Origin of the sequence: Planococcus massiliensis (assembly GCF_000821325.1) — a bacterium.
GTDB lineage: Bacteria > Bacillota > Bacilli > Bacillales_A > Planococcaceae > Planococcus > Planococcus ruber.
This window is the reverse complement of record NZ_CCXS01000001.1, coordinates 970,456-996,025: the sequence shown is the minus strand read 5'-3', so window position 1 is coordinate 996,025 and position 25,570 is coordinate 970,456. Positions and strand designations below refer to the sequence as shown.

Here is a 25,570-nt window from a genome sequence, read left to right as displayed (position 1 = left end):
TCCTTAAAGAAGGGGCTTGACAAATGTCAAGCCCCTTTCATGACAATCGTCTGGGTAAGTTCTTTAAATTTTTCAGCGGATTTTAGTTAAGCCCTAATTCACCGATGATTTCACCGAAATCCTGTTCATTCTGCTTCATGTAAGCTTCAAATTCTTCAGAACTTTTCAATTCAATTCCTAAGCCGTTCGTTTTCATGAATTCTGCAAAATCTTCATCTTCTGCAGCTTTCATGAAACCTTCTTCAAGCTTCGCTACCACATCATCCGGCGTATCTTTTGGAACAGTCAATCCTCTCCAGGTACCTGTTGGATTGATTTCAACTCCCGCTTCAGCGAATGTCGGAACATCCGGGATAATATCGGATCTTGTGTCTGCCATTACCGCAAGAGTTTTCACATTTCCAGCTTCAAGCTGTGTTTTAACTTCTGCCGGGCTGACAGTAACTGCATCAATATGGCCGCCTACTAGAGCCGTTACTGCTGGAGCTGCACCTTCGTGAGGCACGTGGTTGACTTTAATTCCTGCCGCTTTTTCAAGGCTCGCTGCAGCAATATGCCAAATCGATCCTGTTCCTGAGTTGCCGACACTCACTTCGCCCGGATGATCTTTCGCATAAGCGATAAATTCTTCAAGCGTATCGTATGGAGCATCTGCTGCTACAGTTAAAGCTGCTGGATCGAAGTTAATCATTCCAATCGGCTTAAACTGGTCATAAGTCAGCGGCGATAAACCTAGGTGTTTAAACATCGTCAACTCAACGAAAACCATCGTCACTTTATAGCCATCAGCTTTTGCATTGGCACCTTCAGACATGCCGACTGAACCGCTTCCGCCTGTCTTATTTAATACACCGATGGATTGTCCAAACACGTCTTCCGCTTCATTTGCCAGCGCACGAGCAGTAGCATCCGTCCCGCCTCCAGCAGCTGCTGGAACAATAATTTCAATAGATTTCTCTGGGAAATTAGAAGCGTCGTCTGAACTCGCTCCCGAACTTGCTCCGCATCCCCCAATAGTTAATGCCAACACGGATAATGTCACTGCACTCAAAAATTTCTTCATCATAGAACCCCCTGTTTTGTTTTAGTAATCGCTTACATTCAGTTCATTGCCTGTCAGATAAACTGATGCGACTTCTTGTGCTCCGAAGACCATAGAAGCAGCCACCTGCTGATCATTTGCTTCGATAATGCGCCAACCATTTCCTAAATACTTTAATAAATGCACAAACGCTTTTCGCAAAGGATCTGACCCCCCGACGATAACCCAATCCACTTCATTGTGTTCAGTTGTCTGCATCAGGGCTTTAATATCGTCGTGAATGACAGCTCCGACAAAATAATTAGCACGCTGATTCTCATTTAAAGTTGAAAACATCTGTAATAGCCGAATATGATAGAAACTTCTTGTAAATCCATATTTTTTTGATGCTTCGTATCCTTTTTCTAACATTTCTATATCAATTTCCTCCACAAGGCTAGTTGTAAGAGATTTTGATAAAATTGTCTCTTTCTGGATAGCGTGAAGAATTTCTCCTCCTAGAGTCGAAAGGCACGACTGCAGATTTTTTTGGTTATCGACTGCGACGTATTTTGTGTGGGAACCCGGCAAAACCATAATCCCATTCCCTTGGACCTCAATCTGTTTTAATAAGCCGATTGTTTCAACTTCTTCTCCCCTCATCACATCATAGTCATTGATAAATACCAGAGAGTCTGAAATATCCTCAGTATTATTCTTCATTCCCGGTACGAAAATACAAGGAATCGAAAGGAATTCCTCAAGTTTGATAACTACGGATTTTCGGGCAAAATCATCGAAGCTGGCCGGACTGGTAATGTGAGGAACCTCATGGACGCCTAAATCAGAAGTAATCATTCCCGAAGCAACCATGTACCGAATATCTTTCGACGCCAGCGAATTTCTTTCCAGAATTTTTTCAATAGCATCTTTCAAGCCACTCTTTAACTGTTCATTATGGCCATCTATTGCCGTGTTTCTTACGCCGATATTTATTTTTAGTTGATCTAAGATTTCACTGCTGCCTCTATCTACGAGACGAAGCCGTGAATTCGTTGTCCCTGAATCTATTAATATCGTTTTCATCAAATCCACCACTTTTTATAATTTCTTAGACAATTCAAATCGATTGGCTAACTCGACAAATTCTTTAGCACGTTTCTCAATTTCATCAAAATCTCCTTGTTTAACTAACTTATTATCAACGAGAGCGCTGCCGATACCTAAAGCGGAACTGCCAGCTTCCAAAAACTCTTCTGCATTTTCAAGAGAAATTCCACCAACAGCCATAATATCAAGATGTGATAAAGGCCCTTTGAGATCGGTGATATATTTAGATCCAACTGATCTAGCAGGAAAGATTTTAATCATGCGAGCACCATATTCATAGGCTGTTAATGCTTCTGTTGGTGTTAAAACTCCTGGCACGATAAAAGTGTTATATCGATTGGCCATTGCAATTGAACTTTCTTTCAAAGTTGGAGCTAGTAAAAAAGTGGCTCCGGCCAATATGGCCTGACGGGCACTTTCAGGATCCAAAACTGTTCCGGCTCCAATGGCCAAGTCAGGATACTTTCCTTGAAGTGAAGTGATTCCTTCTAGCGCTCCGGGTGTGTTCAATGTTATTTCAACAATCCGTATGCCTCCTCGATACAAACTTTGGACTGTTTGTTCCAATTCATTAATTGAATCTGTCCGGATAATGGCTACAATTTTATGCTTGTTGACTTGGCTGATCACATTTATCATTTCCTGCCCCCTTTGTTCCTTAATAAGGAACTTCGTTTCACAAATAATTTTTATTTTTGGCGTTCCTTACTAAGGAACGCCGTTTTGTTTAGTAGATTCTTTTTCAGTATATTTAATAAAGAAAGCGCTGTCAATGAATATTTTGAATTTTCTTTATGCCCCTAATAATTTTGAAAGTTCATTAGAAACGCGCAGTACTTCTCTAGCCATCATCTCTAATTTTTCTTCTGTTACCCTCATGATCGGACCAGCCACACTAATTCCGGCAATCACTTCTCCATGATGGTTAAATATCGGTGCTGCAGCGCATTTAATGCCCGCCTCATGTTCTTCGTCATCAATCGAGTAGCCTCTTTTGCGAATCAGTTGAATATTTTCTAACATTTTTTCTTTGGTCGTTAAAGTCTTTTCCGTAAATTGGCGAAGGCCGGCTTCATTGATAACTTCTTCGATTTTCTCATCAGGCAGAAAAGCAAAAATGGATTTGCCGATCCCCGTACAATGAATCGGGGCTCGCTTGCCAATATTTGAAAACATGCGTATTGTCGCGTTGCTTTCCAACTTATCAATATAAACGATTTCGTATTTGTCCATAATTGCCAAATGGGCAGTTTCTCCTGTGATTTCAGTCAATTGATGCAAATACGGAGAAGCAAGTTTTCGAATATCCAAATTATCCGTGACCACTTGCCCGACCTCAATAAACTTCAAACCAAGCATATACTTTTCCGTCTGATGATCTTGTTGGACAAACCCTTTGTTGTATAAAGACATTAACAAACGGTGTGCTGTACTCTTAGAAACGTCCAGGCGATGTGATAATTCAGTTACCCCGATCCCTTGTGGAATTTGCTGCAAAATCTCAATAATTTGTAAAGCCCGGTCAACAGACTGAACGGTAATTGCCTCTTTTTTCATATATTTTCCTCCTGCAATATAACAATCATCTAATAAAGATTCTTCCTAAATTCTATAGGATAGCCTCCTAAATTCATACAATAAACTCTATCCGTTTGTTTCGGTAAGTAACCTCTTTAAAAATTGTTTAGCTTGCAGCTCGGTAGAATGGGCATTTTCATTCTCGTTTGTCCGTACTTCTATAGAAATCCGAAATGGCTTTGCAACAAAAAGCCCCTGCATTTTTACTTTTTCGAGAATGCTTACAGCTCGTTCATAAGTTAAAAAACCAGGTGCCCCTAAAGGAATATGATGATCTCCATAAAGCGGATCTACCGGATTTAAAACAGCATTCGATAGATGCAACTGGTTAATAAGCGGACCAGCCAACTCAATTGCTGTTTCAATTTCTTCTTCATTTAATGCGGCATGGGCCGTATCAAATGCGTAGCCAATATTGGGATGATTTTTTTTAACAGTTGATAAAATGTTATAAGTGTCTTCTGTAGGGCCAAGAAACATTTTTTTATGGGCATGCCGGTCCAAAGGTTCTACAAGCACTTCTATGCCATAAGATTTCGCTTCTACACAAATTGATGAAAGGCTTTTTATCAAGTTTTCTCCTGCCTTTTTTCGCAGTTCCTCTCCTGGATCCGGTCCAGTTACCAATGCGATATTCGAGGCTCCCGCTTCATTAGCCCATTCAATATTTTTTATGATTTCTTCCACCGCATACTGTCTTTCTTTTTCATCAACAGCAGATAAGTTCAATCCTTGCTCCGTAATAATAGCCGTCATCCATTGCGTAACAATTAATTGTGAAGCAGAAGTGACTTCACGAATTTGCTTTCTTTTTTCTTTATCATGAATGCTTGCAATTTCAATTCCTCGATAGAAACCTTCTTCTGCAATCTCCTCGATTTTTGAAACGAAAAAACTTTCATCTCCAGTAAATGGGCGATAAATTTCTGGCATAAGAATGGTTGGCAAAAAATTCATCGACTTTTCCATATTATTTCTCTCCTCGGCTTATCGGTTTTAGATTCGACTTTACGTATTTGCTGATATCGACTACTGCCTGTTTCGGGTTTGCAGTAGATTCTTCAGTTTCTTCTTCAACCATGATCCATCCGTCATATTCCGAATCCGTTAGCAGTTGGACAATGGCCGGAAAATCAATGTCCCCAGTCCCCATCTTTTTCCATTGAAAATCTTTAGCAGCATCTTTGAAATGGACATGCTTGATGAAAGGCAAATACTTTTTAAAAATTTCCAATGCATCCATCCCGCCGAATACAATATGTCCGGCATCAGGCGTATAGCCAATATAATTAGTATCCAGCCCTTCAAATAGAATTTCATAATCTTCCTTTAAACGGAATACAGAGCCTGCTGGTGAATTTGGGTGAAACGAACAAAGCACTCCTTGTTCATGCGCTCTCTTAGCTAACTGATTTGCACAACGAATGATGTTTTGCTGCCGCGCCACTAAGTTTTCCCTCAAGTTCCCTGTTCTTGGCGCCACATTTAATAAGGCATTAGGAAAATGTTTTATGTATTCGATATAATAATCGGCCAATTCTTTTTCATCATCTGTTTCTTGCGGTTCCAACCAACTAAACGGAATCGTTAAAGCAGCCAATTGAAGGCCACGCTGATCTAGTTCTTTTTTTAATGCACTTGGATTCTCTTTAAATCTCCCCAGTAAAGAGACTTGAATGTCCACTCCCTGAAATCCCGCATATTCAACTACATCTGCTATTTCAGGGAAATAATCCGATTCTTTATCGTAGTCCAATTCCCAAGTTGATCCATGACAACCATATTTAATAGCCATTATTTCGCCTCCTAAATTTTCAGCATTGTTCCGCTATAAGGAACGATGTTTCATTAATTGAATCTTTCATCAATTGTAGGCAAAAAAGAAAGCGTTGTCAATTTCATTTAATTATTATTTTTCTCTTAATGCTTTCATAAAAATAAAAAAACCAGACACAAAGTGCCTGGCAAAGAACGACAGATTAACTTGTAGTAGGGGCAAATCGATAGGCCGGAAAGGATTCGGCCGTTTCTTCCACGTGCAGCATACGGCATAAGCGGCGGTAAATTTCCGGATTCCAAATTTTGCGGCTGACATAATAGCGGAAATCCGTATTCCTGCCGAACTGTTTTTTCAACAAGTAGAGAGGATCATCCAAACCTTGGCCTTTTCCACCGCCTTCGTGGATCAGTTCCGTTCCCTGCTCTTTTGCCCATAATGCCAGTGCATACCGCATAACAAAGGCAGGAGAAAGATGGCGGTAGTCAAAATCCATTCCGGACAAATGCGTATGAATCAGCTTGCCATAGACAAAATTCAAACTCATTCCAATCACTTGGCCATCGTAGAGAACTTCAACAAGCAAAATGTGTTCGCCCAAGTCCCGGAGCAGCTGGTCAAAATACGCCTCGTCAAAATAATAGACGGCGTCCGCTTCTTTCCGATCCATCGTCCGTTCATAAATCGCTTTAAAACCTGTCAAGCTCGAAGGGTTTTGAGTGATGCGGTATTCTACACCGGCAGCTAAAGCCTTCTGAATGCTTTTCTGTTTGGATTTCGAGAACTCGGCTTGGATCGGGTTTTCAAAATCCCGTAAATTGGTGCCGGTCGTATAGCGCTGCAGGGTCAACTCATAACAATTGCAAAAATCCTCGGCATTCATTAAAATCGGATGGAAACGGACGAACTCACAAATGATGTTCTGGTCCAGGCAATGCTCCTGGAAGGCACGTTGAAAAGCCTCCACAAGACGTGCTTTTCCCGCTTCTTTTACTCGGATGATCAGCGGCCCGCCATACCCGTAGGGGGTTACCAAATCATAGTAAACTTCACCCTCCAACCGAAATGGAATTTCCTTTTTGATATACAGATGCCGAACTTCCCCTTCTTCTCCTATATAATGAAAGACTTCACATTTGCCATTTTCAATTTTCTCGTATAACTGGCCGTAAGCTGTTTCAAAATAGATATCACTCAACTGGAAAACCTCTTTTCGTAAACTGGAGCGTCCTTTGGAAAGCATTTTTAAATTTTTGCCGTGTATTTCATTACTAAATGCAGTACGGTTGTACCTGAATTAAAGTATTCTAATAATTCAGATTATAATTATTTATTTTAGCTGTTAATCTACGAGGCGTCTAGTGATTTCTCGCATAAAATGTAAATTTGATGGAAATAAAATTAAAAACGTTCCTCTATATAAAAAACCTGAAATCCTGACTTAACAGGATTTCAGACCATCAAATTTTATTCCAGTGTTACAAACTTTTAATTTCTCTCGTCAGCTCATTGAATCTGCCATCCAACAAGGCATACTCCTTATCGTTCGGCGTCATGAAACTCAATTTCCCCAGCACCGCTTGGCGTTCTGTTTCTAGTTTCAGCCGCAATTCGTCGATAGCTCCCCGCTCCGGCGCCATTTGCTCCAATTGTTTATGGATCGCGCCTTCTTGAATGACCAGTTTGGCAGACGTCGTCTCTTCGATAAAGGTTTTGTCGTGCGATACCACTAACATCGTTCCTGAGTATTCCGCTAGCGTCGCTTCCAATTGCTCACGCGATTGCAAATCCAGATGGTTGGTCGGTTCATCCAAAATCAATACGTCTTTTTCTTTCAATATATATACCATCAATTTGCATTTGATGCGCTCACCCATGCTCATCAATCCGATCGGCTCCGTCCACTGCGCTGCGGTAAACCCGAGATGCTTCATTAAGTTTTGAACTTTGCCTCGCGCTGCGAATGTCTCTTTATAGAACAATTCCTCCGGTGTCTTCTCTAGCGGCAAGTCGAATACTTCTTGAGTCAGATAGCCGATATCTGCTGAAGGAGAAAGCCAAATCTCGCCTTCCGTTTCCTCTTCTCCCATAATTATTTTCAGTAAAGTCGTTTTGCCGCTGCCGTTGGGCCCTTCGATGGAAACCTTTTCACCATGCTGAACGGTGAAGCTAGCGCCTTCGAATAGCGTGCGATGTCCAAATGCCTTCGATAAGTTCTTTGCTTCCAAAAAGCGCTTGCCAACTTTTTCATTGGCCTTCATGGAAAACGCGACTTCGTATTCCGCTTCCGGCGGCGCTGCTTGATGCTTCTCCAATTCTTTTTCAAGGCGTTTCTGCTTCGACTTCACTTGTTTGTCCATGCGCTTCGCTTTCTTCCGGTAATATTCTTTTGCCCCTTCCTGCTTCGTGGATTCCGCATGCGCTTTCTGGGACCAGGACGTGAGCTCTGCCATCTGCCCTTCAATCCGCTCCACCATTTTCTGCTGCTTTTCGTAATCGCGCTGCTGCGATAACCGCTTTTGCTTTCTTTCTTCTACATAACTCGTGTAATTCCCAATATGCTCAATCAGTTTTTCGTGTTCAATCGACCAAATTTTTGTCGCAATCGCATCCAGGAATGTCCGGTTATGCGAAACTAAAATGATCGTTCCTGGGTAGTGTTTGAGCTGCTCCAGCAATAATTCGATGCCTGGCTGGTCAAGATGGTTGGTCGGTTCATCTAGCAATAGCAAATGGGCCCCTTTGGCAATTCCCGCCGAAAGCCGGGCCTTCAATTTCTCGCCGCCGCTCAAAGAAGAATAATCGTGTGCCGGTACTTTCCATTTCTTTAGTAGAACCGTTTCCGCTGAATCAATCTGATTCACTTCATGCGATTCCGCTTCCTGTTCGACATATGCGATTTCCAGGCGATCCGCCATGTGGTGAATCCGCCCTTTGCTTGGTGCCAATTTGCCAGCTATCAATTCAAGCAATGTCGATTTTCCTGCGCCGTTCTTGCCGATGATCCCAATAACCTCCCCTTGGCGAGCACTCGCATTTACATCTTCAAAAATCACTGTATCTTCTATTTCATAACTCACTTGCTGCAATTCCATCAATTCTTTCATCTAACCATTCCCTTCTGAATAAGGGAGAATTAAAAAATCCTCCCAAAAATTTCTTGGAAGGATTAGCCGATATTTGCCTACCTTAAATAAGCCATTTCGATAAATGAATAGCTCGACAGTTTTATAAGTGGGCAGACTAATCCTATTTCACGTGATTTGAAATATCCATTTCAAATGAAGAAAATAAGATTAGTTACGCATTGTCCACCCATCAGCCTTTCTGTCGCTTAGTTGAGATGATTATAGCATAAAAGGATAATTAAATAAAAGAAAATCGAAAAAACAGAACATTTGTTCTTTTATTTTTCTTCAAATGGGAGTATACTCTTTTCAAGAGCTGCACAATAATCCAAACGAAAGGTGAGGATTTTAGTGGATGCAAATCGGACGAGGGAAACAACATCATGGGCCATTGAAGCGAAAGGGCTCGTGAAAGTATTTGGGAAGCACCGGGCCGTCGATGGTGTGGATTTAACGATTCAGGAAGGGACTGTCTATGGATTTTTAGGGCCAAACGGCGCAGGCAAAACGACAACGATCCGCATGCTGGCGACTCTTTCTAAGCCAGACGCAGGAACCGCACGGATATTCGGATACGACCTCGCCACTGAAGGAGACCGCATCCGAAGCCGCATCTCATTGACGGGACAATACGCCTCTTTGGATGAAGATTTGACAGGAATGGAAAATCTGGTGATGATGGCCGGCTTGATGGGCTATGGCCGAAGGGAAGCCAAAACGCGCGCCAAAAAATTGCTCGCTGCTTTTGGCTTGGAAGATGCGGCGAAACGTCAAGTGAAGAATTATTCTGGAGGTATGAGAAGACGCATCGATATTGCCGCAAGCTTAGTGGTTACGCCCGATCTGCTATTTTTGGACGAGCCGACTGCCGGACTGGATCCCCGGAGCCGCAACCAAGTTTGGGATATCATCCGTACATTAGTGGCTACAGGAACCACCGTCCTTTTGACCACACAATATTTAGAGGAAGCTGACCAGCTGGCAGACCGCATCGCTGTGATCAACCAAGGGAAAATCATCGCTGAAGGCACAAGCAGCGAATTGAAAGCTTCGGTCGGCACAGGAACGCTCACGGTCCAACTCGTAAACGCCGAAGACCGTGGCCGGACCATTGAATTGCTGAAGCGCAAGCTTGGGGTCGGCATCCATACCGGTACCGATCCAACGATGCTGACAGCTCAAGTAAGCGATCCTTCATTAGTTGCAGAAGCTTTAGGTGACATTGCACAAGAACGGATTGCCATCAGTGACTTTTCACTCGGGCGCCCTAGCCTAGACGAAGTCTTTTTGACTCTTACCGGACAAGCCGCAGAAACAGAAAACGTGTAACGAGGAGGAGAACACATGATTGACTCCACGGAACTTCGCAGACAAGTTACAGTAGATGAACGGTTGCAAGACGCCATTTCTTCCACTAGCCGACCAAAACGCCCGAGCGCGGTTTCGTCAACTATGGTATTTGCCACCCGCGCCTTATTGCGCATCCGCCATGTCCCTGAGCAAATGTTCGATGTGACGCTTTTCCCGATCATCTTTTTATTAATGTTCACGTACCTGTTCGGCGGTGCGATTGCCGGATCGACTGCGGATTATCTCCAGTTCCTGCTACCTGGAATTTTGGTCATGACCGTTGCGCAGATTACGATGTATACCGGGATCGATTTGAATAACGATATCCGCAAAGGCATTTTCGACCGTTTCCGGACCTTGCCAATCTGGCTGCCGTCTGCATTGATCGGCGCTCTTTTGGTCGATGTCATCCGCTATTCCATGGCTTCTTTCATCATGATTGGACTGGGACTCGCGCTTGGCTTCCGTCCGGAAGGCGGACTTTCTGGTGTTCTAATGGCCATTGGAATGATTTTAATCTTTTCATTCAGCCTTTCTTGGATTTGGACAACCTTAGGATTAATCGTCCGTTCAGAAAAATCTTTAATGATGCTTAGCTTTTTGGTCATGATGCCGCTGACTTTTGTCAGCAACGTTTTCGTGGATCCGCGCACATTGCCTTCTTGGCTGCAAGGATTTGTGGAAATCAATCCGATTTCCATTTTAGCCACTGCGGTCCGCGGATTCATGCACGGCACGGCCACCTTTGAACAAGTGATGTGGGTGCTGATTGTTTCGCTCCTATTCGCTGCGATTTTCGCACCGCTTACGATGTATTTGTACCGGAATAAGAAATAATGCTAGCCTCCGAAATCGCTTTATGCCAGATACTGCTTATTTTCCTGGAAATTCGGGTAGAGTGTCTTTAACTAAATCTTTTTTCGGAGGAGAGTTGAGAATGAATCATGTGATTGCGTTTCTTATTAAATTTGTTATGAATACAGCTGTTTTACTTATCGTATTGACGTGGATCTTTGATGTGTCATTTGTTGACACCCTAATTATCAGTTTGGGATTGACGGCGATCGCTTATTTGATGGGCGATTTGCTGATTTTCCTGAACGCCGGCAAGCCGGATGACCAATCCACCCGCAATACGATTGCGACCGTTTGTGATTTTGTTTTAGCGTTCCTCGTTATCTGGTTCGTTGGGCAATTGATCAGCGGCACAATGGCAGAAATGGTGGCGCCTGCCCTAGTCTCCGCTTTGATTCTCGCTGCGGGCGAATGGTTTTTCCACCTGTACATGGACCGCGGCGTCATGCCTGGGTATAACGATTACAAAGCTGCAAAATAAGAAATGCACCTGCTCTCGTCTTTATCCGGCGAGAACAGGTGCATTTTTTATTGATTATTTCGCAAGTCAAAGTAAATGCGTTTTAAAAGATTATTCATTACACTAAAAGGGTAACGAATAAAGCGCTTGAATTTATTTTGAAATGGGGTAATGGACAATGGAATACGTAACATTAAACAACGGTTTGAAAATGCCGCAGCTTGGCTTCGGCGTGTGGCAGGTTCCGGATGATGAAGCGACTGCCGCAGTAGCAAATGCATTGAAAGCGGGCTACCGCTCAATCGATACAGCAATGATTTACCAAAACGAAAAAGGCGTCGGCAAAGCGATCAAAGACGCTGGCCTTCCGCGCGAAGAATTGTTCATCACGACGAAAGTCTGGAACAGCGACCAAGGCTATGAAAACACGTTGCGTGCTTTCGACGAAAGCTTGGAACGTTTAGGGTTGGATTACGTGGACTTGTACTTGATCCACTGGCCGACTCCGCAATTCGACGAGTATGTGGATACATACAAAGCGTTGGAGAAACTGTACAACGACGGCCGCGTTAAAGCGATCGGCGTCTGCAACTTTGAAATCGAACATTTGGAGCGCTTGCTTTCGGAATGCGACGTGAAGCCCGTGTTGAACCAAGTGGAATGCCATCCGTACTTGGCTCAAACCGAATTGAAAGCGTTCTGTGAAAAGCACGACATCTTTGTTGAAGCGTGGAGTCCGCTTGACCAAGGCGGCGAAGTGCTGCAAGACGAAACCGTCCAAAAAATCGCAGAAGCGCACCAGAAATCACCGGCACAAGTTGTGCTGCGCTGGCACCTGCAAAACCAAACGATCGTGATTCCAAAATCCGTGACGCCTTCCCGCATCGAAGAAAACTTCCAAGTCTTCGATTTCGAGTTGTCTTCCGATGAAATGGAACAGATCCATGCGTTGAATAAGAACCGCCGCAAAGGCTCTCATCCAAATGAAATGAACGTACGCTAAACAATAAACAGCCGCTGGAAGGAATGCGATTCCTCCAGCGGCTGTTTTGTTTTATTCGAATACCGGCGCTTTGCGCTTTTTCGTCGCTTGTTCATACGAATAGGCAAGTTCAATCAATCTTGGTTCGCTGTATGCTTTTGCCGAAAAGGTTGCGCCTAGCGGCAAACCGGTGCTCGTGTAGCCAGCCGGCACCGTAATTGACGGGTAGCCCGCTTTAGCCGGAAGTGCCGCCCCGCGGTTATTTTCAAATAATAAGGCGTCCAAGTTGTGTTCCGCCATTACGGCATCGATGCCTTCGCGGCGGGAAATCCGGATATCCGTTTCACGGTGGAAGACGTATGTCGGATCTTTCGGATCGTCACTCAGCGCTTGTGCTTTCTCCAATTCCACTTGGCCGTACTTCATCCGCTCTTCCGGCTTTTCCTTATTGAACGCAATGACGTCTTCCAAAGACTTCACGGGCACATCGCTTGGAACTTTGCTCAAGTAAGCATTGACGCCGCGCTTGAATTCGTACCAAAGCACCTCGGATCTCGCATCGACCTGCGGAATTTCGACATCGATTATTTCTGCGCCAAGTTCCGCGAGTTCAATCACGACGCGTTCCATCAAGTCGCGCTCTTCTTTTCCGATTTCGCTAAGGAATGCGCGGTCCACACCAATACGTGCACCTTGCAGGCCATCCGCTTTTAAATGCGGCGTGTAATCAGCCAATGCGTTTGTGTCATTTAGCAAGGTCGCTGGATCTTCCTCGTCGACGCCTGTCAAAACGCCAAGCGTAATCGCTGCATCTGCAACCGTGCGCGCCATCGGTCCAGCGGTATCCTGGCTTTCAGCAATGGGGATAATGCCCGTGCGGCTGATCAAGCCGACGGTCGGTTTGATGCCTACAAGTGAATTGGCACTGGACGGACTCAAAATCGAACCGGATGTTTCCGTGCCGATGCCGACCACCGCAAAGTTCGAAGCGATGGCTGCACCCGTCCCTGAACTCGAGCCGCCGACGCTTCCCGCTTCAAATACACCGACACCGTAAGGATTCAACACTTGGCCGCTGAGGTTGCTGAAGCCGCTCGGCACATTTTCCGTCATGAAATACGCCCATTCGCTCATGTTCACTTTGCCTAAGATGATCGCTCCGGCATTCCGGAGCTGCGCCGCAACAAACGCATCTTTCCGCGCAAAATTTTCTTTGAGCGCAACGGTTCCAGCCGTCGTCGGCATCGCATCCACGGTATCGATATTGTCTTTCAATAGGACCGGAATGCCGTAAAGCGGCCCTTGCCCCTCTTGCCCGCGCATTTCATCGAGCTCCGCCGCAATTTTGAGCGCATTTGGATTGATCGACAACACCGAATTGATCTTCGGGCCGTTCTTGTCGAATTGCTCAATGCGGTCCAAGTATGCTTGCACCAGTTCCACCGAAGTCAGCTCGCCGTTTTTGAATGCTTGCTGAATATCGCTGATGGTAATTTCCTCTATTTCATAAGCTGTTTTTTCCATGATGCCATCCCCTTTGCCTAATAAAATCGTCAATCTTCTTCTATTATATAAATATCCAGAAAAATTAGTCTAGATTTGTCCCTTTATTTTTATTTTGAAGGTATATTTTGCCTCGTGGATAGTATTTATTCTCGAACGGACAGTATTTACATGATTTTGGACAGTAAATGCACGATTTTAGACAGTATTTGCGCGATTCTGGACAGTATTTGGCTTTTCATGAGAACTAAATTCAATAATTAGAAGAGTTGATAAAAATTTTTACTTTATTTCCCTAAAATTCACTTCTCCGAGATAAGTTCCTTATCAACTTACGTTTATCTGAATGAGTCTGCGCTTTATTTAGTTTATAGAAGTTTGAGGACACCATTCAAGTTGGCTACCCAATAAACAGAAAAGCGGACTGCACGTATGCAATCCGCTTCTCATTTATTTTTTCAAGATTCCAATCACCCGGCCATTAATATGCACATCTTCGCTCCGCATCATAATGGGTTCGTACGCAGGTTCTCAGACATTAAGAGAATATTGCTGCCCATCGGCATGTATTTTTTCATGGTTGCTTCCTGGTCAATGACAGCGATGACAATATCACCGCTTGAAGCTGTCGTTTGCTGATGGACGATGACTTGGTCGCCCTTTTCAATGCCTGCCCCGGTCATGCTGTCGCCTGTGACTGTGAGTGCAAATGTTTCGTTCGGCGAAACCACCCAATCACGCGGCAAATAGATTTCGGCCTCGAAGGATTCGGCTGCGAGAATCGGAATCCCAGCAGCGACATTGCCGAGCAAAGGGACTCTCACTTTCTCATGTACTTGCATAATGACTTCCTGTCCCGATTCTTTCACTTCGATTTGATCTGCTTCGTCATGGTCCACGGCGTATTCGTATTGACGGTTATTCTTCAGGTTTAAATACTGTTGTTTATTTTTCGTTTCCGGCAAGAACTGCGCGCGGCATTTTGGCAAGTCTTGGACTTCTTCGCCATTTCGATCGATGATTTTAAGTTCAAGCCCATCTGTTGCGATGCCGTAAAACGCTCTTCCATCAGCTTCAAGATAAGACTTCAACTGTTTTAGCGCTTCGTCGGTTCCACTGCCGAAACGCTTAACTTCTGCAATGATATACGGACTGGCTTGCCCTCCGGAATAAACCAATACAGCTATATCGCAATAGCCTTTTTTCGAGAATTGTTGGACTGGAAACTCCAGTTCCAATAATTCTAACGGGTAGCCGTAAGTCTCCTTTAATTCCCGGATCAGCCATTGCCTGATGACTTCTTCCTTGGAGTGGAGATCCACTAACTGATTCGTTAATTGATATTCTGCCATGCTGATCGATTGAAACGGCCGAAGAGCAGCATCTTTTTTCATCCGCAGATGCTTTCGGTCGATCTCCTTGATAAATTTTGAAGGCTTTTTAACCGAGGACATATACAATAATTCATTTGCACGCGTCATGCCGACATACATCAGCTTTCTTTCATCCGAATCCACCGTTTTTTGATCCTCTTCATCTGCATATACTTCCATCGGAATCAATCCACTATTCAAATCAATTAAGAAAATGACTTTGAACTCAAGCCCTTTTATGGAATGCATCGTGACAAGTTTGACGTTATCGCTCTCGAAATCCGGCTCGCTGCGTTGAAGGACTGTATTAGGAATCCCCGCCTGCTCCAAACCGACTGCAACATTTTCGATATAACGGTTCCCTTTCGCCACAATGCAAATTTCTGATAACGCATAATCATTCTTCAAGATATTGATTTCATTTATCAAAAACTGCAGTTGTTGATCCGAGGTAAGGAAAAAACGGTAAATTGGCGGGTGGCCATGCCGATCAATTAAAGCCGGCTTGACAAAGTCGACATTCGAGCGGATATGTTCATCTGCTTCGATCAAATGAAAAGCAGCGGTTGAAATTTCCGTTGTCGTCCGGTAGTTCTTGCTCAACGTCCGTGATTTTCCACTCATATCATAACCGATGGTCGTGTAAGGTCTGCCTTTCCCAAGCCATGATTGTGTATAAATACTCTGCGTGTTATCCGCCACAAACATTAGCGAAGAATATTCTTTTTCCTTATACAGCTCCTTCAGAAATTCCAGCTGGACACGCGTCAAGTCTTGGCTTTCATCAATGAGGATATGCGTGTATTTGCCCGTTTGTCTGCGCCCGATTTCTTCTAATGCCAATAAATTCATCTGTTTGTAAGTAATTAAATTTTCTTTTTCTAACAGATTTTTATATAGCATGCACACTTCAAAAATAGCTTCTCGAAGCTTTGAATTCTTTAATAGCTTCTGTGGAGTGCTGCCATCACCGGAAGCTCTTCCAATCCGATCAGCCGATTGATACGTCTCCAGCTCCCTTATGGCACAAGCTTGCATCCATTCCTCTTCTTCTAAAAGAAACTTACTATTTTTGGGCGACAATAGTTTTATCTCTGGATATGATTTCTTTGCCAGGTGAATCGCCTGGACCATCATCTTATGCATTTGATCGGGTGGTGCAATTTCTATTTTCTTGTGCAGCCGATTTTGATAGCGCATAAATTCTTTGTACATTAAACTATCAATTGTGGAAATGTCCACTTCTGCGTCCGAAGCGAAAAGCTGCAGTCCAGACTCAGCATCAGAATCGGCCATACGGGCATATTGATGGCGTATGTAATTGAGCAGCGTTTTATTGTAAGTGACCATCAAAATCTTATCGTCAGATTCGTGGCAATAATGTTCTTTTAAAAAATTGATACGGCGGATTGCAACCGTGGTTTTTCCAGACCCTGCTACCCCTTTTACAAGCATCGGCCCAGACGGTTCCAGTTCGACAATCCTGCGTTGTTCAACATTCAGCTTCAATCTTCGCACCCCCTTGTCATTTACAAGTTCTCCCTATAGTTTATGAATATTGTCATAAAATAGCAAGTTCTTGGATAATTCAAAATGCCGGCAAAAGAAGAAAATATCGAACCGTTAAATTGGTGATCAAGCAGGTTCCTTATCTATCGCTTAGTCATCTAAACCCCTTATTTGACCTGGCGTGGTTTAATAGTAAGAAGAAACTGATATAGTGTCAGTATAAATGAAATTAGTGCTGATTATAATAGAATGAATGTCGAAAGAAATGGGAATAGTGCAAGAAGGAAACGATAAACTTTGCCACAAAAAACGGGCCGCCCAATCGGAAGTCCGCTACGTTCTTTCTATTTAACTGAAAGCTGGAATCGCATCAAAGAACGCAAAAAACCATTCTCGATTTAAAACCGAGAATGGTTTTTTAATTAAATAATCTTCCGCGGCGAACGGTGCGGATCCAGAAACCACCATGGATCGTCTTGGAATCATTCGCTACGACAAATGCCTGCGGCTCCAATTCCTTAATGGTCTGATAGAGCTTCAGCTCCCGTTTTTTCGGAGTCAAGATTTGAAGCGAGCGGCGCGGCCCCTCATGTCCGTTGGTTTCCCAATCTGTGACACCGTAGCCTTCTTCACGCAATTGCTTGGCAAGGTGATCCGAGTTATCCGGCGAAACGACAGTTGCCGTCACATAGCCCAAGGTCAATTTATCTTCGATAATGGAGCCGACCACGATTCCGGCACCGAAACCGACCGCATAGGAAATCAAGTTTTGGATTTGTGAAATGTTCTCCAATACCAAGCCTAGACCGAGAATGTTAATAATGACCTCAACGATAGACAAGGCAGCCGCCAAATAACGGTAGCCTTTCATCATCAAAATCATGCGGACCGTCGACAACGTGACATAGACAATGCTGATCATGAAAATAACAATGACTAATACAATCGGATTTAAGCCCAACTAGAAACCCTTCTTTCGAATAGTTTATATTTTCCATTCTTATTTTTTAGTTATGTTTCTTTTCCCGCTTGCCTGCGCGTTAAACGTGAAATGGCAAAAAGCAGGGAAACCAATATAATCGTAAAATATCTTCTAAAATTAAAAACCGCCTTCCCAGTTAGGAAGGCGGCTCTATTCGCTTAGACGGTGACGTTGCGTTTTGGATGCGGTTTTGTCACATCAACTGCATAGACTTTAATCTTATTGACCATCAAATCACGGATTCCGTAGATCGGACGATTGTTTTTTTCAATCGCTTCGATGTAGGCATTCATATGCTCTTGGACCAAAACCCCAACCGGTTTGTCCTTGTAAGCATCGTTCATTTGAACTTGGAATGATTTTTCAAAATAAAGATTGGACACTTCAAGTGCTTTCAAGGTGTCCCCCTCTATATGTGTGCCGACGACTTCGTAGTAATTTCCATATTCGTCGCGCACCAAATCAGAAGCAACAATATGCTGCATGCTCATCGATTCCAGCTCCTTTAATCTATAAGTATCGGAAGAATTAGCGGCTTACCAAACCCGTCTAAATCTATCTATCCTTTATTTACGTTCCCATCCTTCCTTGCCGTTAAACGTTTTCTTGGTAATCCAAAAACAAAAGCTCCCGGATTTCTCCAAGAGCTTTTCTGTTTACAGCACCTTGCTCAAAAACGACTTTGTGCGTGCATGCTGCGGCCGGGCGAATAATTCAGACGGCACATTCTCTTCGACGATGTAGCCGCCGTCCATGAACAAGACGCGGTCGCCCACTTCCCGGGCAAAGCCCATTTCGTGCGTGACGACGATCATCGTCATGCCTTCAAGCGCGAGCTGCTTCATCACTTCCAGCACTTCCCCGACCATTTCCGGGTCGAGTGCGGACGTCGGTTCATCAAACAGCATAACACGCGGTTCGAGCGCTAGGGCGCGTGCAATCGCGACGCGCTGCTTTTGGCCGCCGGACAGGGAATCCGGGTAGGCATTGGCTTTTTCGACAAGCCCGACTTTCTTCAATAAAACCAAGGCCTTCTCTTTCGCGACCTTCGGGCTTTCCTTTTTCACCTTGATCGGCGACATCGTGATATTCTCTAAAACCGTGCGATGCGGAAACAGGTTGAATTGCTGGAACACCATGCCGACATCGGTCCGGATTTTATTGATATTCGTCTTTTTATCCGTGATGTCAACGCCTTCGATGTAGACGTGTCCGTCCGTGATGCTCTCAAGCAAATTGATGCAGCGGAGGAACGTGGATTTTCCCGAACCGGAAGGGCCGATGACAACGACCACTTCTTTCGGCTGAATATCCACAGAAATGTCTTTTAGGACTTCGTTGTCTCCGAATGTTTTCTTTAAATTGACGACTTTGATCATTCTGTAGCCAACCTCTTTTCTAAACGGCCCAACAGATAGCTCATCGACAGCGTCAAGATGAGGTAGATGAGCGCTGCCGTCAAGTAAGGCTCCCAAATTTTATAATATTGCCCCTGAAACGCGCGTCCCCAGTACATCAATTCCGGTACGGTGATGACGGCGAGGAGCGAAGAATCTTTCAATAACACGATGAATTCATTGCCAAGCGGCGGGACCATCCGCTTGAACGCCTGCGGCAAAATGACGTAGCGCATCGCCTGGACATGCGTTTGCCCAAGCGACCGCGCCGCTTCCATTTGGCCCCGGTCGATCGACTGGATGCCCGCACGGAAAATCTCAGCGATATAGGCGGCCGCGTTCAGCGTCAACGCCACAATTCCGGCGACAATGGCATTGGTCTGTCCGAGAACGAGCGGGATCAACCCGAAGTGAATCAATAAGATTTGAACGAATAACGGCGTCCCTCTAAAAAAGGTGATATAGAGGATAAATGGCAGCGCCAGCAATTTGTTGCGCATGATTTTCCCCATGCCGATTAAAAGCCCTAAAATGGTGCCAAGCAAGATGCCGACAAGTGAAACGCCAATCGTGTATAGTGCGCCTTTCAGGAAAAAAGGCATGTAATCGATGATCAAATCCATCCGAAAATCCATAAATCGCCCTCTCTTTCTTTATTCCGCGCCTGCAAAACTTCCTGACAAAAATTGCGCAACACCGGCAATCGGAGCTGCGCAATTGGAGCGTTTCTATTCTTGCTGCGCTTTTAAGGCTTCAAGATCCGGTTCATTGCCGAACCATTCCTGATAGATTTCCGTATAGGTGCCATTATCGATAATGGCTTTGATCGCTTCGTCGAAATCCGCTTTCAGCTCGCTGCCTTTCGGGAACAGAATGCCGTAGAACTCCTCCGCAAAATCGTCGTCCGGAACGACTTTCAGCTTCTGCTCAGGGTTCATTTGCGTATAATATTCAACAATCGTATTGTCGGCAATTACAGCATCCGCTCCTCCAGCTAAAAGTTCCTGGATCGCCAAGTTATTGTCCGCGAATTTTAAGACGTCGGTGCTGTTTTCACCGGCAATCGTCTCAGCCGCTTCCTGGCCAGTCGAACCGTTCAACACCGCGATTTTCTTGCCTTTCAAATCTTCGCCGCTTTGTACGTCACTGTCTTCCGGCACCATGATCATGTTCGTAGACAAGTAGTAAGGAACGGAGAAATCGTACGTTTCCTTCCGTTCATCATTAATTGTGATGGACGATACGGCAAGGTCTGCTGTTTTCCCTTCAATCTCCACAAAAATCGGTTCCCAGCCGATGACTTCAATATCCGCTTCATAGCCGGCTTCTTCCACCACCGCTTCTGCGAAGTCAATCCCAAAGCCCGTAATTTCACCGTTGTCCAAGTATTCCATTGGAGCATACGCGCCGTCTGTGACCAGGCGCAGCTTTTCTTTCTCGCCGCCGGAATCCCCTGAACTGCCATTTGCCGTGTCCTCTTCCCCACATCCCGCCAGTGCGAGCGAAAGTGCGCCCATCAATACGAAACTGATCATCGACCTTTTCTTCATTTGTTTTCCCCCTTTATCTCTATACATTTCTCCCACCCATTAAAACCATTACTTAATCCCTTGCAAAACCGTCTAAAAGAAAGACGAAATTACTATATTAAATGAAAATTTTTAATTATTAAAATATTATCAATCGAACGGGATTCCGTCAAGCCTATCTTTTGCTAGCGGTTTTTGCGCTAAAAAAGCATGAACCTCCATCGGTCCATGCTTCTCAATTATTATTGTGGAGAGCCTATCGTTTCGTTTCATTCTTCACAAAAGTCTTTTCCCCGGTGCGGTGGTCTTCAATGATCTTGTCTTCTGTCGGCACGTCTTCCGACCCTTCATCCGGTGCATTCTGGAAATTTTTATCCGTCAACGCATCCGGATCTTTATCGCCCCGAACCATTTGCTTCGCCTTCTTCGCAAATTTGTCGATGCCTGATTCTCCGTGTTCAGCCATATCGGATTCCTCCTCGCACGTTTTTACTTCTTTACCCGGGCTGGCAAGTTAAAAACGCATCCCGCAGGCTTTCCATTTGAATAAATAAATGAAAGGGATAGAATGAAAGACGGAGTACATATTTTTTATGAATTCCGACAAATCAGAGGAGGGATGATCCATGGGAAGATTGGAGAATAAAGTAGCAGTGATTACCGGGGGGGTGCTGGCGGCATCGGCAAAGTGACAGCCAAGCGCTTTTTAGACGAAGGGGCTTCTGTTGTATTGGTCGATCTTTTTGAAGACGCTTTAGCGGACGCGAAAAGTGAATTAGGCGAAAATGTCTTAACGGTCCAAGCCGATGTTTCGAAAGAAGAAGACGTGAAAAACTATGTCGCAAAAGCGCTCGAATCGTTCAATAAAATCGATATCTTCTTTAACAATGCCGGCATCGAAGGAAAAGTCGCGCCGATTACTGAACAGAAAGTAGAAGATTTTGACCAAGTCATTTCAGTAAACGTTCGCGGCGTATTTCTCGGTTTGAAACACATCCTGCCGGTCATGACGGCACAAAAATCCGGCAGCATCATCAATACATCCTCGGTCGCGGGGCTCGGCGGCTCCCCAAACGTTTCGCCGTACATCACATCGAAGCATGCCGTGGTCGGACTGACGAAAGCGGCCGCTGTCGAAAGCGCACCGCACGGCATCCGCGTCAATTCGATCCACCCTTCTCCAGTCAACACCCGGATGATGCGGTCGCTTGAAACCGGACTCGGCGCAGACGAAGCGACGATGGCGAAAAGCATTCCGCTTGGCCGCTACGGCGAGTCCAGCGATATTGCAAGCCTGGTTGTCTTCCTGGTATCAGACGAAAGCACATTTATCACCGGCTCGCAGTACCGCATTGACGGCGGGATGGCTGCGCTGTAAAAACGAATGAACGAAACAAACTGTTCAAGCAGCCAGCGAATCCATGATGCTGGCTGCTTTTTTCATTTGAGCTGTTCAAAAAGGCAAATCCCCGAGCCGCTTGTTCTTCGCTTCCCGCTCCTGCTCGGTCAGGAATTCGCTGAAATGTTCCCACGTCGAATATTTGGGATCAGCCGCTTCATGCGATGTGAACATTTCGGCCAGAAATTTGCCGAAAGCATCGGGCCTCGCTTCGTGGTCCCAGACCTTTTGAAAGTTCTTGCTGTAGGTGACGCGGTTGAAGTTGCCGAAAATCTGTGTGAGTGCGCTGACCAATGAACGGATTTTTGACAGCGACGGCTTCTCCATGAAACGGTTGTCGCTGTAGACGAGCCCGTCCCGGTCCATGAGCCGTACACTGAACGACAAGTCGTAATCCTCCAACACGAGCACCAAATTATTCTTTCCGAACATCTCCTCACCTCCTGTATCTTCACCATACAAAAGAGTCCAGCTCCGCGCAACTGCCGAAGCTGGACTCTTTTGCATCTATAAACCCTTACCGCACATTCACGAGCTCCAATTCCACGCGGCCTTGTGCGTTGACCGATTTGACGGTTCCATAGCCTTCGACCATATAGTATCTCAGGCCATTTTGCGTCATCACTTCTGTTGCATTCTTGAAAGTCCGGTACTTGGTGACAACGGTTTTATTCACTCCGGTAATGGTGTTTTTAATGATTTCATCGCCGAGTCCAGTATCAAAAGTTTTGCCGACGCGAACCGGGTAAGCGAGGGCAACGTCGTATTCGGAATACGGATAGCCGAATGCAAAGATGTTGTAGTTTTCGAGCTCCAGGTATTCGTAGGAACCACCGTCGATCTGTGCTGTCCACATAAACCCGTAAACGAGGCCGTCGCGGTTCGGCACATTCTGAAAACGATGGACCGCGGTCGTGCCGTCAGACATTTGGTACGTATAGGTTTTCGTTTTGTCTTTCATATAGGAATCGGGAATCGCCGCATCGTTTTTAAATTTCGGTTCAAGTGCCCGTGCGAGAAACGCAGAAAATTGGCCTCGCGTGACCGCTTGGCGCGGACGGAAGGTATTGTCCGGATAGCCGATCGTAATGTTGGCGGCCAGGATCTTGCGGATCGCTTCGGAATAGACTGCATTTGGCCCGACGTCTTTGAAAGAAGAATTGAACGTGAACGCCAGATCAAAGACCCGCTCGACGATCATGGCCATGTCTCCGCGGATAATGGGCGCGTTCGGACGGAACGTGCCGTCCCCGTAGCCTTTCAAATAGCCCGCTTTTGCCGCTTCTGCAATATAGCCGCTCGCATAATGGGTGCTCGGCACATCGTTGAACGGTGTCGCCTGCTTCGCACCGCTAAAGCCTTTCAAGCGGCCGATCATGACTGCCGCCTGCGCCCGCGTCACTTCCGTATCCGGCTTCACGGTGCCGTCCGAATAACCGCTGACGACGCCTTTTTCCATTAAATACGTCATTTCATCATAGAATGCATGCGATTTCGGCAAGTCGGGAGCCGCTGCCGCTGCAGGCAAAGCCAGGAATAAAGAAAGCAAAACGATAACGAGAGACAAGAGCTTTTTCATAGCGCCACTCCTTTACTGGATCGATTGGTTGTTAGTTCCATTCTACAAGCGAAAGTTAGTAAAATCTATAATATTTATTAAAAATTCAGAAAACATCAATCACAGAATTCTTTCTTAGTATTTTTTAAGAAATGGAATGAAAGTAAACTATCAAAAGACCTTGTGCAATCGCTAACCTAAACTGGAAAAACCCATGACTCTGATTGCTTAACTTTAGGGCAGAGTCATGGGTTTCTCTTTGATTATTGAAGCAATATTCTTATACCCAATCCAGTTTAGGATTTCGTGTCACACAATCAATATGGACGTTTGTTTTGATCACTCCGCCAAACGTGTGGTTGGAGCCGAATGCGACATGAATCGTATTATAGGCTTTTTCATCTTCGAGGATATTTCCAATGACACGAGCGGCATGATTCGTTCCGATGCCAAGTTCACAAAGAAGACGGCCATCGCCATCTCCCAGCAGTTCCAGCAACTTTCCTCCTTGTTCACCGGTCGCTTTTATCAGACGCCCTTTGTCAATGGTCAGTATGATAGGTTCCTGCACCAAGCCTATTCCAGCTATAGAGCCATTGATTTCAATTTCCCCTTCCGACTTCCCTTCTACTGGAGCAATATATGCCTCCCCTGAAGGAAGGTTGCCGGAAGCGCCTTTTTCTTTAAATACGCCGGTACTCGGCACCCCATCGCGGCCATCCATTTCAATTTTCAGCCTCAGTCCGTTGCCCGTCTGGATAGACAAAGATCCAGCTTTTGTTAATTTTTCCGTCATATCTATCGTCTCTTTTTCCACCTTGCTGTAATCGGCACTCATCGCCCCGTTTAAAAACATATCTTCCGTTATGCCTGGCATCGTGATGACGCTGATTCCTTTTGCATTTGCTGTTTTTCTGGCGACTGTATGCGTTAAGGAATGTTTGGTCAGACAAAATACCGCATCAAAATTCAACATGAGATTTGCCGTTTCCTCTGGAGGTTCTTCACCCGATTTCGTTCGATCTTCCATAATATGAATTTCGATATTCCATTCATCTTTTTTCAACGCCTCGGCAAATTTAATGCCTAGAGACATCGTACTTTGGTCAGCCAGCACCAATATCGAGCTTTTCTTGTTCAATGAAAAATTACCGTTCATCAACTTTTTAACTGTCGTATTAAAATCCGTCATGTTCGTTTGCCCCTTTTTGAAAGATATAGTCCACCCAACACAAAAAACAATGCGATAAGCGTTCCTCCGCCAAGTGGTTCATGTAACAGGAATACACCTAAAATCAACGTAGTGAAAGGCATCAAATAAGTAATCAGCAGAGCGAAAACCGCCCCGCCATTTTTGACTAAATAATAAAAAAGAATATTGCCGAGACCTGAATTGAAAACCCCTAATATGAAAAAGAGCATTAAATTTGTCGAATTGAATAGGCCTTTATAGCTTGACGGGTCTATTGAAAGCATAAAAAAACTAGTGAAAACGGTCCCAACCGCCATCGCAACAAAGGAAATGGTGACAACAGAGTATCCCTTTAAATATTTCCCTGCCAAAACAGCTGATAGCGCATACATATTAACCGAAAATAATAAGAGCATTGCACTGCTCATTTGAAAATCGATCGCTTCTTCGGAACCGATAAGAAAAGCAATGGCAATGCCGGCGAAGCCAATCATTACACTTAAAACTTCTTGCCTGCTCACCTTTACTTTAAAAACCAGGCTGCTCAGCAAAATCCCAAAAATCGGTCCAGTAGCATTCAAAACAGAACTCACGGTGGTATCAAGTCCACCCATACTGATACTCATGAAAGTCCATGGAACACCTGCACTGATAAGGGAAATAAAAATCAGCAGGGGAACTCTTTTAAATTCATCTTTTCTTTTTTGCCATATGAAAAAAGGAAGCAAAGCAAGACCGCCAAATAGACATCTAAAAAAGACAATTGATACAGGATGGAAATCGGGCAGCAGCATCTTCGTCAAATAGAAAGTGGAACCCCACAACAAACTCAAACTCAGCAAAGCGATTATTGGCATCTAACTCCTC

25 protein-coding genes are annotated in these 25,570 nt (G+C 44.7%); 5 read left to right on the top strand and 20 right to left on the bottom strand.

Annotated features, from left to right (window positions below; genetic code table 11):
• Positions 1–82: 82 nt before the first annotated feature.
• From BN1080_RS04845 to abc-f, 8 genes are all read right to left on the bottom strand, one after another.
• Positions 83–1,063, bottom strand: a complete 981-nt coding sequence (locus BN1080_RS04845; RefSeq protein ID WP_234398931.1) for a tripartite tricarboxylate transporter substrate binding protein — start codon at positions 1,061–1,063, stop codon at positions 83–85.
• 21 nt (positions 1,064–1,084) lie between these two features.
• Positions 1,085–2,107 (bottom strand): 2-dehydro-3-deoxygalactonokinase, encoded by a 1,023-nt coding sequence (locus BN1080_RS04840; protein ID WP_052650811.1) that lies wholly within the window; start codon positions 2,105–2,107, stop codon positions 1,085–1,087.
• Positions 2,108–2,122: 15 nt separating this feature from the next.
• A complete protein-coding gene (locus tag BN1080_RS04835; protein ID WP_052650810.1) occupies positions 2,123–2,770 on the bottom strand; it encodes a bifunctional 4-hydroxy-2-oxoglutarate aldolase/2-dehydro-3-deoxy-phosphogluconate aldolase in 648 nt (215 codons plus the stop codon).
• 153 nt (positions 2,771–2,923) lie between these two features.
• Entirely contained in the window at positions 2,924–3,688 is a 765-nt protein-coding gene (locus tag BN1080_RS04830) for an IclR family transcriptional regulator (protein WP_052650809.1), read from the bottom strand.
• An 87-nt stretch (positions 3,689–3,775) separates the two neighbouring features.
• Positions 3,776–4,678 (bottom strand): sugar phosphate isomerase/epimerase family protein, encoded by a 903-nt coding sequence (locus tag BN1080_RS04825; protein WP_052650808.1) that lies wholly within the window; start codon positions 4,676–4,678, stop codon positions 3,776–3,778.
• A gap of 1 nt (position 4,679) precedes the next feature.
• Positions 4,680–5,504, bottom strand: coding sequence for a sugar phosphate isomerase/epimerase family protein (locus BN1080_RS04820; RefSeq protein ID WP_052650807.1), 825 nt, complete (start codon positions 5,502–5,504; stop codon positions 4,680–4,682).
• A gap of 184 nt (positions 5,505–5,688) precedes the next feature.
• Positions 5,689–6,684 carry a GNAT family N-acetyltransferase gene (locus BN1080_RS04815; RefSeq protein WP_052650806.1) on the bottom strand — a complete coding sequence of 332 codons (996 nt, stop codon included), beginning with the start codon at positions 6,682–6,684 and terminating at the stop codon, positions 5,689–5,691.
• A gap of 280 nt (positions 6,685–6,964) precedes the next feature.
• Positions 6,965–8,593 (bottom strand): ribosomal protection-like ABC-F family protein, encoded by a 1,629-nt coding sequence (abc-f, locus tag BN1080_RS04810; protein WP_052650805.1) that lies wholly within the window; start codon positions 8,591–8,593, stop codon positions 6,965–6,967.
• A gap of 372 nt (positions 8,594–8,965) precedes the next feature.
• Between abc-f and BN1080_RS04805 the strand changes: the two genes are divergently transcribed.
• The 4 genes from BN1080_RS04805 to BN1080_RS04790 all read left to right on the top strand — a co-directional run bounded on the left by BN1080_RS04805 (position 8,966) and on the right by BN1080_RS04790 (position 12,282).
• Positions 8,966–9,943: an ATP-binding cassette domain-containing protein gene (locus BN1080_RS04805; protein ID WP_052650804.1), complete on the top strand. Its 978-nt coding sequence runs from the start codon at positions 8,966–8,968 to the stop codon at positions 9,941–9,943.
• Positions 9,944–9,958: 15 nt separating this feature from the next.
• Entirely contained in the window at positions 9,959–10,801 is an 843-nt protein-coding gene (locus tag BN1080_RS04800; protein WP_052650803.1) for an ABC transporter permease, read from the top strand.
• Between the two features lie 100 nt (positions 10,802–10,901).
• Positions 10,902–11,300 carry a DUF2512 family protein gene (locus BN1080_RS04795; RefSeq protein WP_052650802.1) on the top strand — a complete coding sequence of 133 codons (399 nt, stop codon included), beginning with the start codon at positions 10,902–10,904 and terminating at the stop codon, positions 11,298–11,300.
• Between the two features lie 157 nt (positions 11,301–11,457).
• Positions 11,458–12,282, top strand: a complete 825-nt coding sequence (locus tag BN1080_RS04790) for an aldo/keto reductase (protein WP_052650801.1) — start codon at positions 11,458–11,460, stop codon at positions 12,280–12,282.
• A gap of 51 nt (positions 12,283–12,333) precedes the next feature.
• On the opposite strand, the gene BN1080_RS04785 is transcribed toward BN1080_RS04790, so the two are convergent.
• The 8 genes from BN1080_RS04785 to BN1080_RS04750 all read right to left on the bottom strand — a co-directional run bounded on the left by BN1080_RS04785 (position 12,334) and on the right by BN1080_RS04750 (position 21,020).
• A complete protein-coding gene (locus BN1080_RS04785) occupies positions 12,334–13,785 on the bottom strand; it encodes an amidase family protein (protein WP_052650800.1) in 1,452 nt (483 codons plus the stop codon).
• Between the two features lie 485 nt (positions 13,786–14,270).
• Entirely contained in the window at positions 14,271–16,646 is a 2,376-nt protein-coding gene (locus BN1080_RS04780; protein WP_234398930.1) for a UvrD-helicase domain-containing protein, read from the bottom strand.
• A gap of 418 nt (positions 16,647–17,064) precedes the next feature.
• The gene (locus BN1080_RS04775) at positions 17,065–17,607 is read right to left on the bottom strand and encodes a DUF2179 domain-containing protein (protein ID WP_110925574.1); all 543 of its coding nucleotides are present in this window, start codon (positions 17,605–17,607) and stop codon (positions 17,065–17,067) included.
• Positions 17,608–17,786: 179 nt separating this feature from the next.
• On the bottom strand, positions 17,787–18,119 hold the full coding sequence (locus tag BN1080_RS04770) for a hypothetical protein (RefSeq protein WP_052650799.1): 333 nt from the start codon (positions 18,117–18,119) through the stop codon (positions 17,787–17,789).
• A 165-nt stretch (positions 18,120–18,284) separates the two neighbouring features.
• Entirely contained in the window at positions 18,285–19,007 is a 723-nt protein-coding gene (locus BN1080_RS04765) for an amino acid ABC transporter ATP-binding protein (protein WP_052650798.1), read from the bottom strand.
• Positions 19,004–19,660: an amino acid ABC transporter permease gene (locus BN1080_RS04760; RefSeq protein WP_052650797.1), complete on the bottom strand. Its 657-nt coding sequence runs from the start codon at positions 19,658–19,660 to the stop codon at positions 19,004–19,006. Before BN1080_RS04760 ends, BN1080_RS04765 begins: the two co-directional genes overlap by 4 nt.
• A gap of 93 nt (positions 19,661–19,753) precedes the next feature.
• Entirely contained in the window at positions 19,754–20,575 is an 822-nt protein-coding gene (locus tag BN1080_RS04755; RefSeq protein WP_052650796.1) for a transporter substrate-binding domain-containing protein, read from the bottom strand.
• Between the two features lie 235 nt (positions 20,576–20,810).
• On the bottom strand, positions 20,811–21,020 hold the full coding sequence (locus BN1080_RS04750; protein ID WP_052650795.1) for a hypothetical protein: 210 nt from the start codon (positions 21,018–21,020) through the stop codon (positions 20,811–20,813).
• Between the two features lie 222 nt (positions 21,021–21,242).
• Here BN1080_RS04750 and BN1080_RS04745 point away from each other — a divergent pair, with 222 nt between their 5' ends.
• Positions 21,243–21,932, top strand: a complete 690-nt coding sequence (locus BN1080_RS04745; protein WP_324607151.1) for an SDR family NAD(P)-dependent oxidoreductase — start codon at positions 21,243–21,245, stop codon at positions 21,930–21,932.
• Positions 21,933–22,007: 75 nt separating this feature from the next.
• Here the strand turns inward: BN1080_RS04745 and BN1080_RS04740 are convergent, their stop codons facing one another.
• The 4 genes from BN1080_RS04740 to BN1080_RS04725 form a co-directional block, all read right to left on the bottom strand.
• Complete coding sequence (locus BN1080_RS04740; RefSeq protein WP_052650794.1) at positions 22,008–22,385, bottom strand: hypothetical protein; 378 nt, start codon at positions 22,383–22,385, stop codon at positions 22,008–22,010.
• Between the two features lie 85 nt (positions 22,386–22,470).
• Entirely contained in the window at positions 22,471–23,532 is a 1,062-nt protein-coding gene (locus BN1080_RS04735) for an S-layer homology domain-containing protein (protein ID WP_052650793.1), read from the bottom strand.
• Positions 23,533–23,791: 259 nt separating this feature from the next.
• A complete protein-coding gene (locus BN1080_RS04730) occupies positions 23,792–24,703 on the bottom strand; it encodes an aminopeptidase (protein ID WP_052650792.1) in 912 nt (303 codons plus the stop codon).
• Positions 24,700–25,560 (bottom strand): DMT family transporter, encoded by an 861-nt coding sequence (locus BN1080_RS04725; RefSeq protein WP_052650791.1) that lies wholly within the window; start codon positions 25,558–25,560, stop codon positions 24,700–24,702. Before BN1080_RS04725 ends, BN1080_RS04730 begins: the two co-directional genes overlap by 4 nt.
• Positions 25,561–25,570: the final 10 nt, after the last annotated feature.

Excerpts from the sequence above, each read along its gene's own strand:
- BN1080_RS04845 (WP_234398931.1), bottom strand. The coding sequence starts at position 1,063 with ATGAAGAAATTTTTGAGTGCAGTGACATTATCCGTGTTGGCATTAACT.
- BN1080_RS04840 (WP_052650811.1), bottom strand. The coding sequence starts at position 2,107 with ATGAAAACGATATTAATAGATTCAGGGACAACGAATTCACGGCTTCGT.
- BN1080_RS04835 (WP_052650810.1), bottom strand. The coding sequence starts at position 2,770 with ATGATAAATGTGATCAGCCAAGTCAACAAGCATAAAATTGTAGCCATT.
- BN1080_RS04830 (WP_052650809.1), bottom strand. The coding sequence starts at position 3,688 with ATGAAAAAAGAGGCAATTACCGTTCAGTCTGTTGACCGGGCTTTACAA.
- BN1080_RS04825 (WP_052650808.1), bottom strand. The coding sequence starts at position 4,678 with ATGGAAAAGTCGATGAATTTTTTGCCAACCATTCTTATGCCAGAAATT.
- BN1080_RS04820 (WP_052650807.1), bottom strand. The coding sequence starts at position 5,504 with ATGGCTATTAAATATGGTTGTCATGGATCAACTTGGGAATTGGACTAC.
- abc-f (WP_052650805.1), bottom strand. The coding sequence starts at position 8,593 with ATGAAAGAATTGATGGAATTGCAGCAAGTGAGTTATGAAATAGAAGAT.
- BN1080_RS04800 (WP_052650803.1), top strand. The coding sequence starts at position 9,959 with ATGATTGACTCCACGGAACTTCGCAGACAAGTTACAGTAGATGAACGG.
- BN1080_RS04795 (WP_052650802.1), top strand. The coding sequence starts at position 10,902 with ATGAATCATGTGATTGCGTTTCTTATTAAATTTGTTATGAATACAGCT.
- BN1080_RS04790 (WP_052650801.1), top strand. The coding sequence starts at position 11,458 with ATGGAATACGTAACATTAAACAACGGTTTGAAAATGCCGCAGCTTGGC.
- BN1080_RS04785 (WP_052650800.1), bottom strand. The coding sequence starts at position 13,785 with ATGGAAAAAACAGCTTATGAAATAGAGGAAATTACCATCAGCGATATT.
- BN1080_RS04770 (WP_052650799.1), bottom strand. The coding sequence starts at position 18,119 with ATGAGCATGCAGCATATTGTTGCTTCTGATTTGGTGCGCGACGAATAT.
- BN1080_RS04765 (WP_052650798.1), bottom strand. The coding sequence starts at position 19,007 with ATGATCAAAGTCGTCAATTTAAAGAAAACATTCGGAGACAACGAAGTC.
- BN1080_RS04760 (WP_052650797.1), bottom strand. The coding sequence starts at position 19,660 with ATGGATTTTCGGATGGATTTGATCATCGATTACATGCCTTTTTTCCTG.
- BN1080_RS04755 (WP_052650796.1), bottom strand. The coding sequence starts at position 20,575 with ATGAAGAAAAGGTCGATGATCAGTTTCGTATTGATGGGCGCACTTTCG.
- BN1080_RS04750 (WP_052650795.1), bottom strand. The coding sequence starts at position 21,020 with ATGGCTGAACACGGAGAATCAGGCATCGACAAATTTGCGAAGAAGGCG.
- BN1080_RS04740 (WP_052650794.1), bottom strand. The coding sequence starts at position 22,385 with ATGTTCGGAAAGAATAATTTGGTGCTCGTGTTGGAGGATTACGACTTG.
- BN1080_RS04735 (WP_052650793.1), bottom strand. The coding sequence starts at position 23,532 with ATGAAAAAGCTCTTGTCTCTCGTTATCGTTTTGCTTTCTTTATTCCTG.
- BN1080_RS04730 (WP_052650792.1), bottom strand. The coding sequence starts at position 24,703 with ATGACGGATTTTAATACGACAGTTAAAAAGTTGATGAACGGTAATTTT.
- BN1080_RS04725 (WP_052650791.1), bottom strand. The coding sequence starts at position 25,560 with ATGCCAATAATCGCTTTGCTGAGTTTGAGTTTGTTGTGGGGTTCCACT.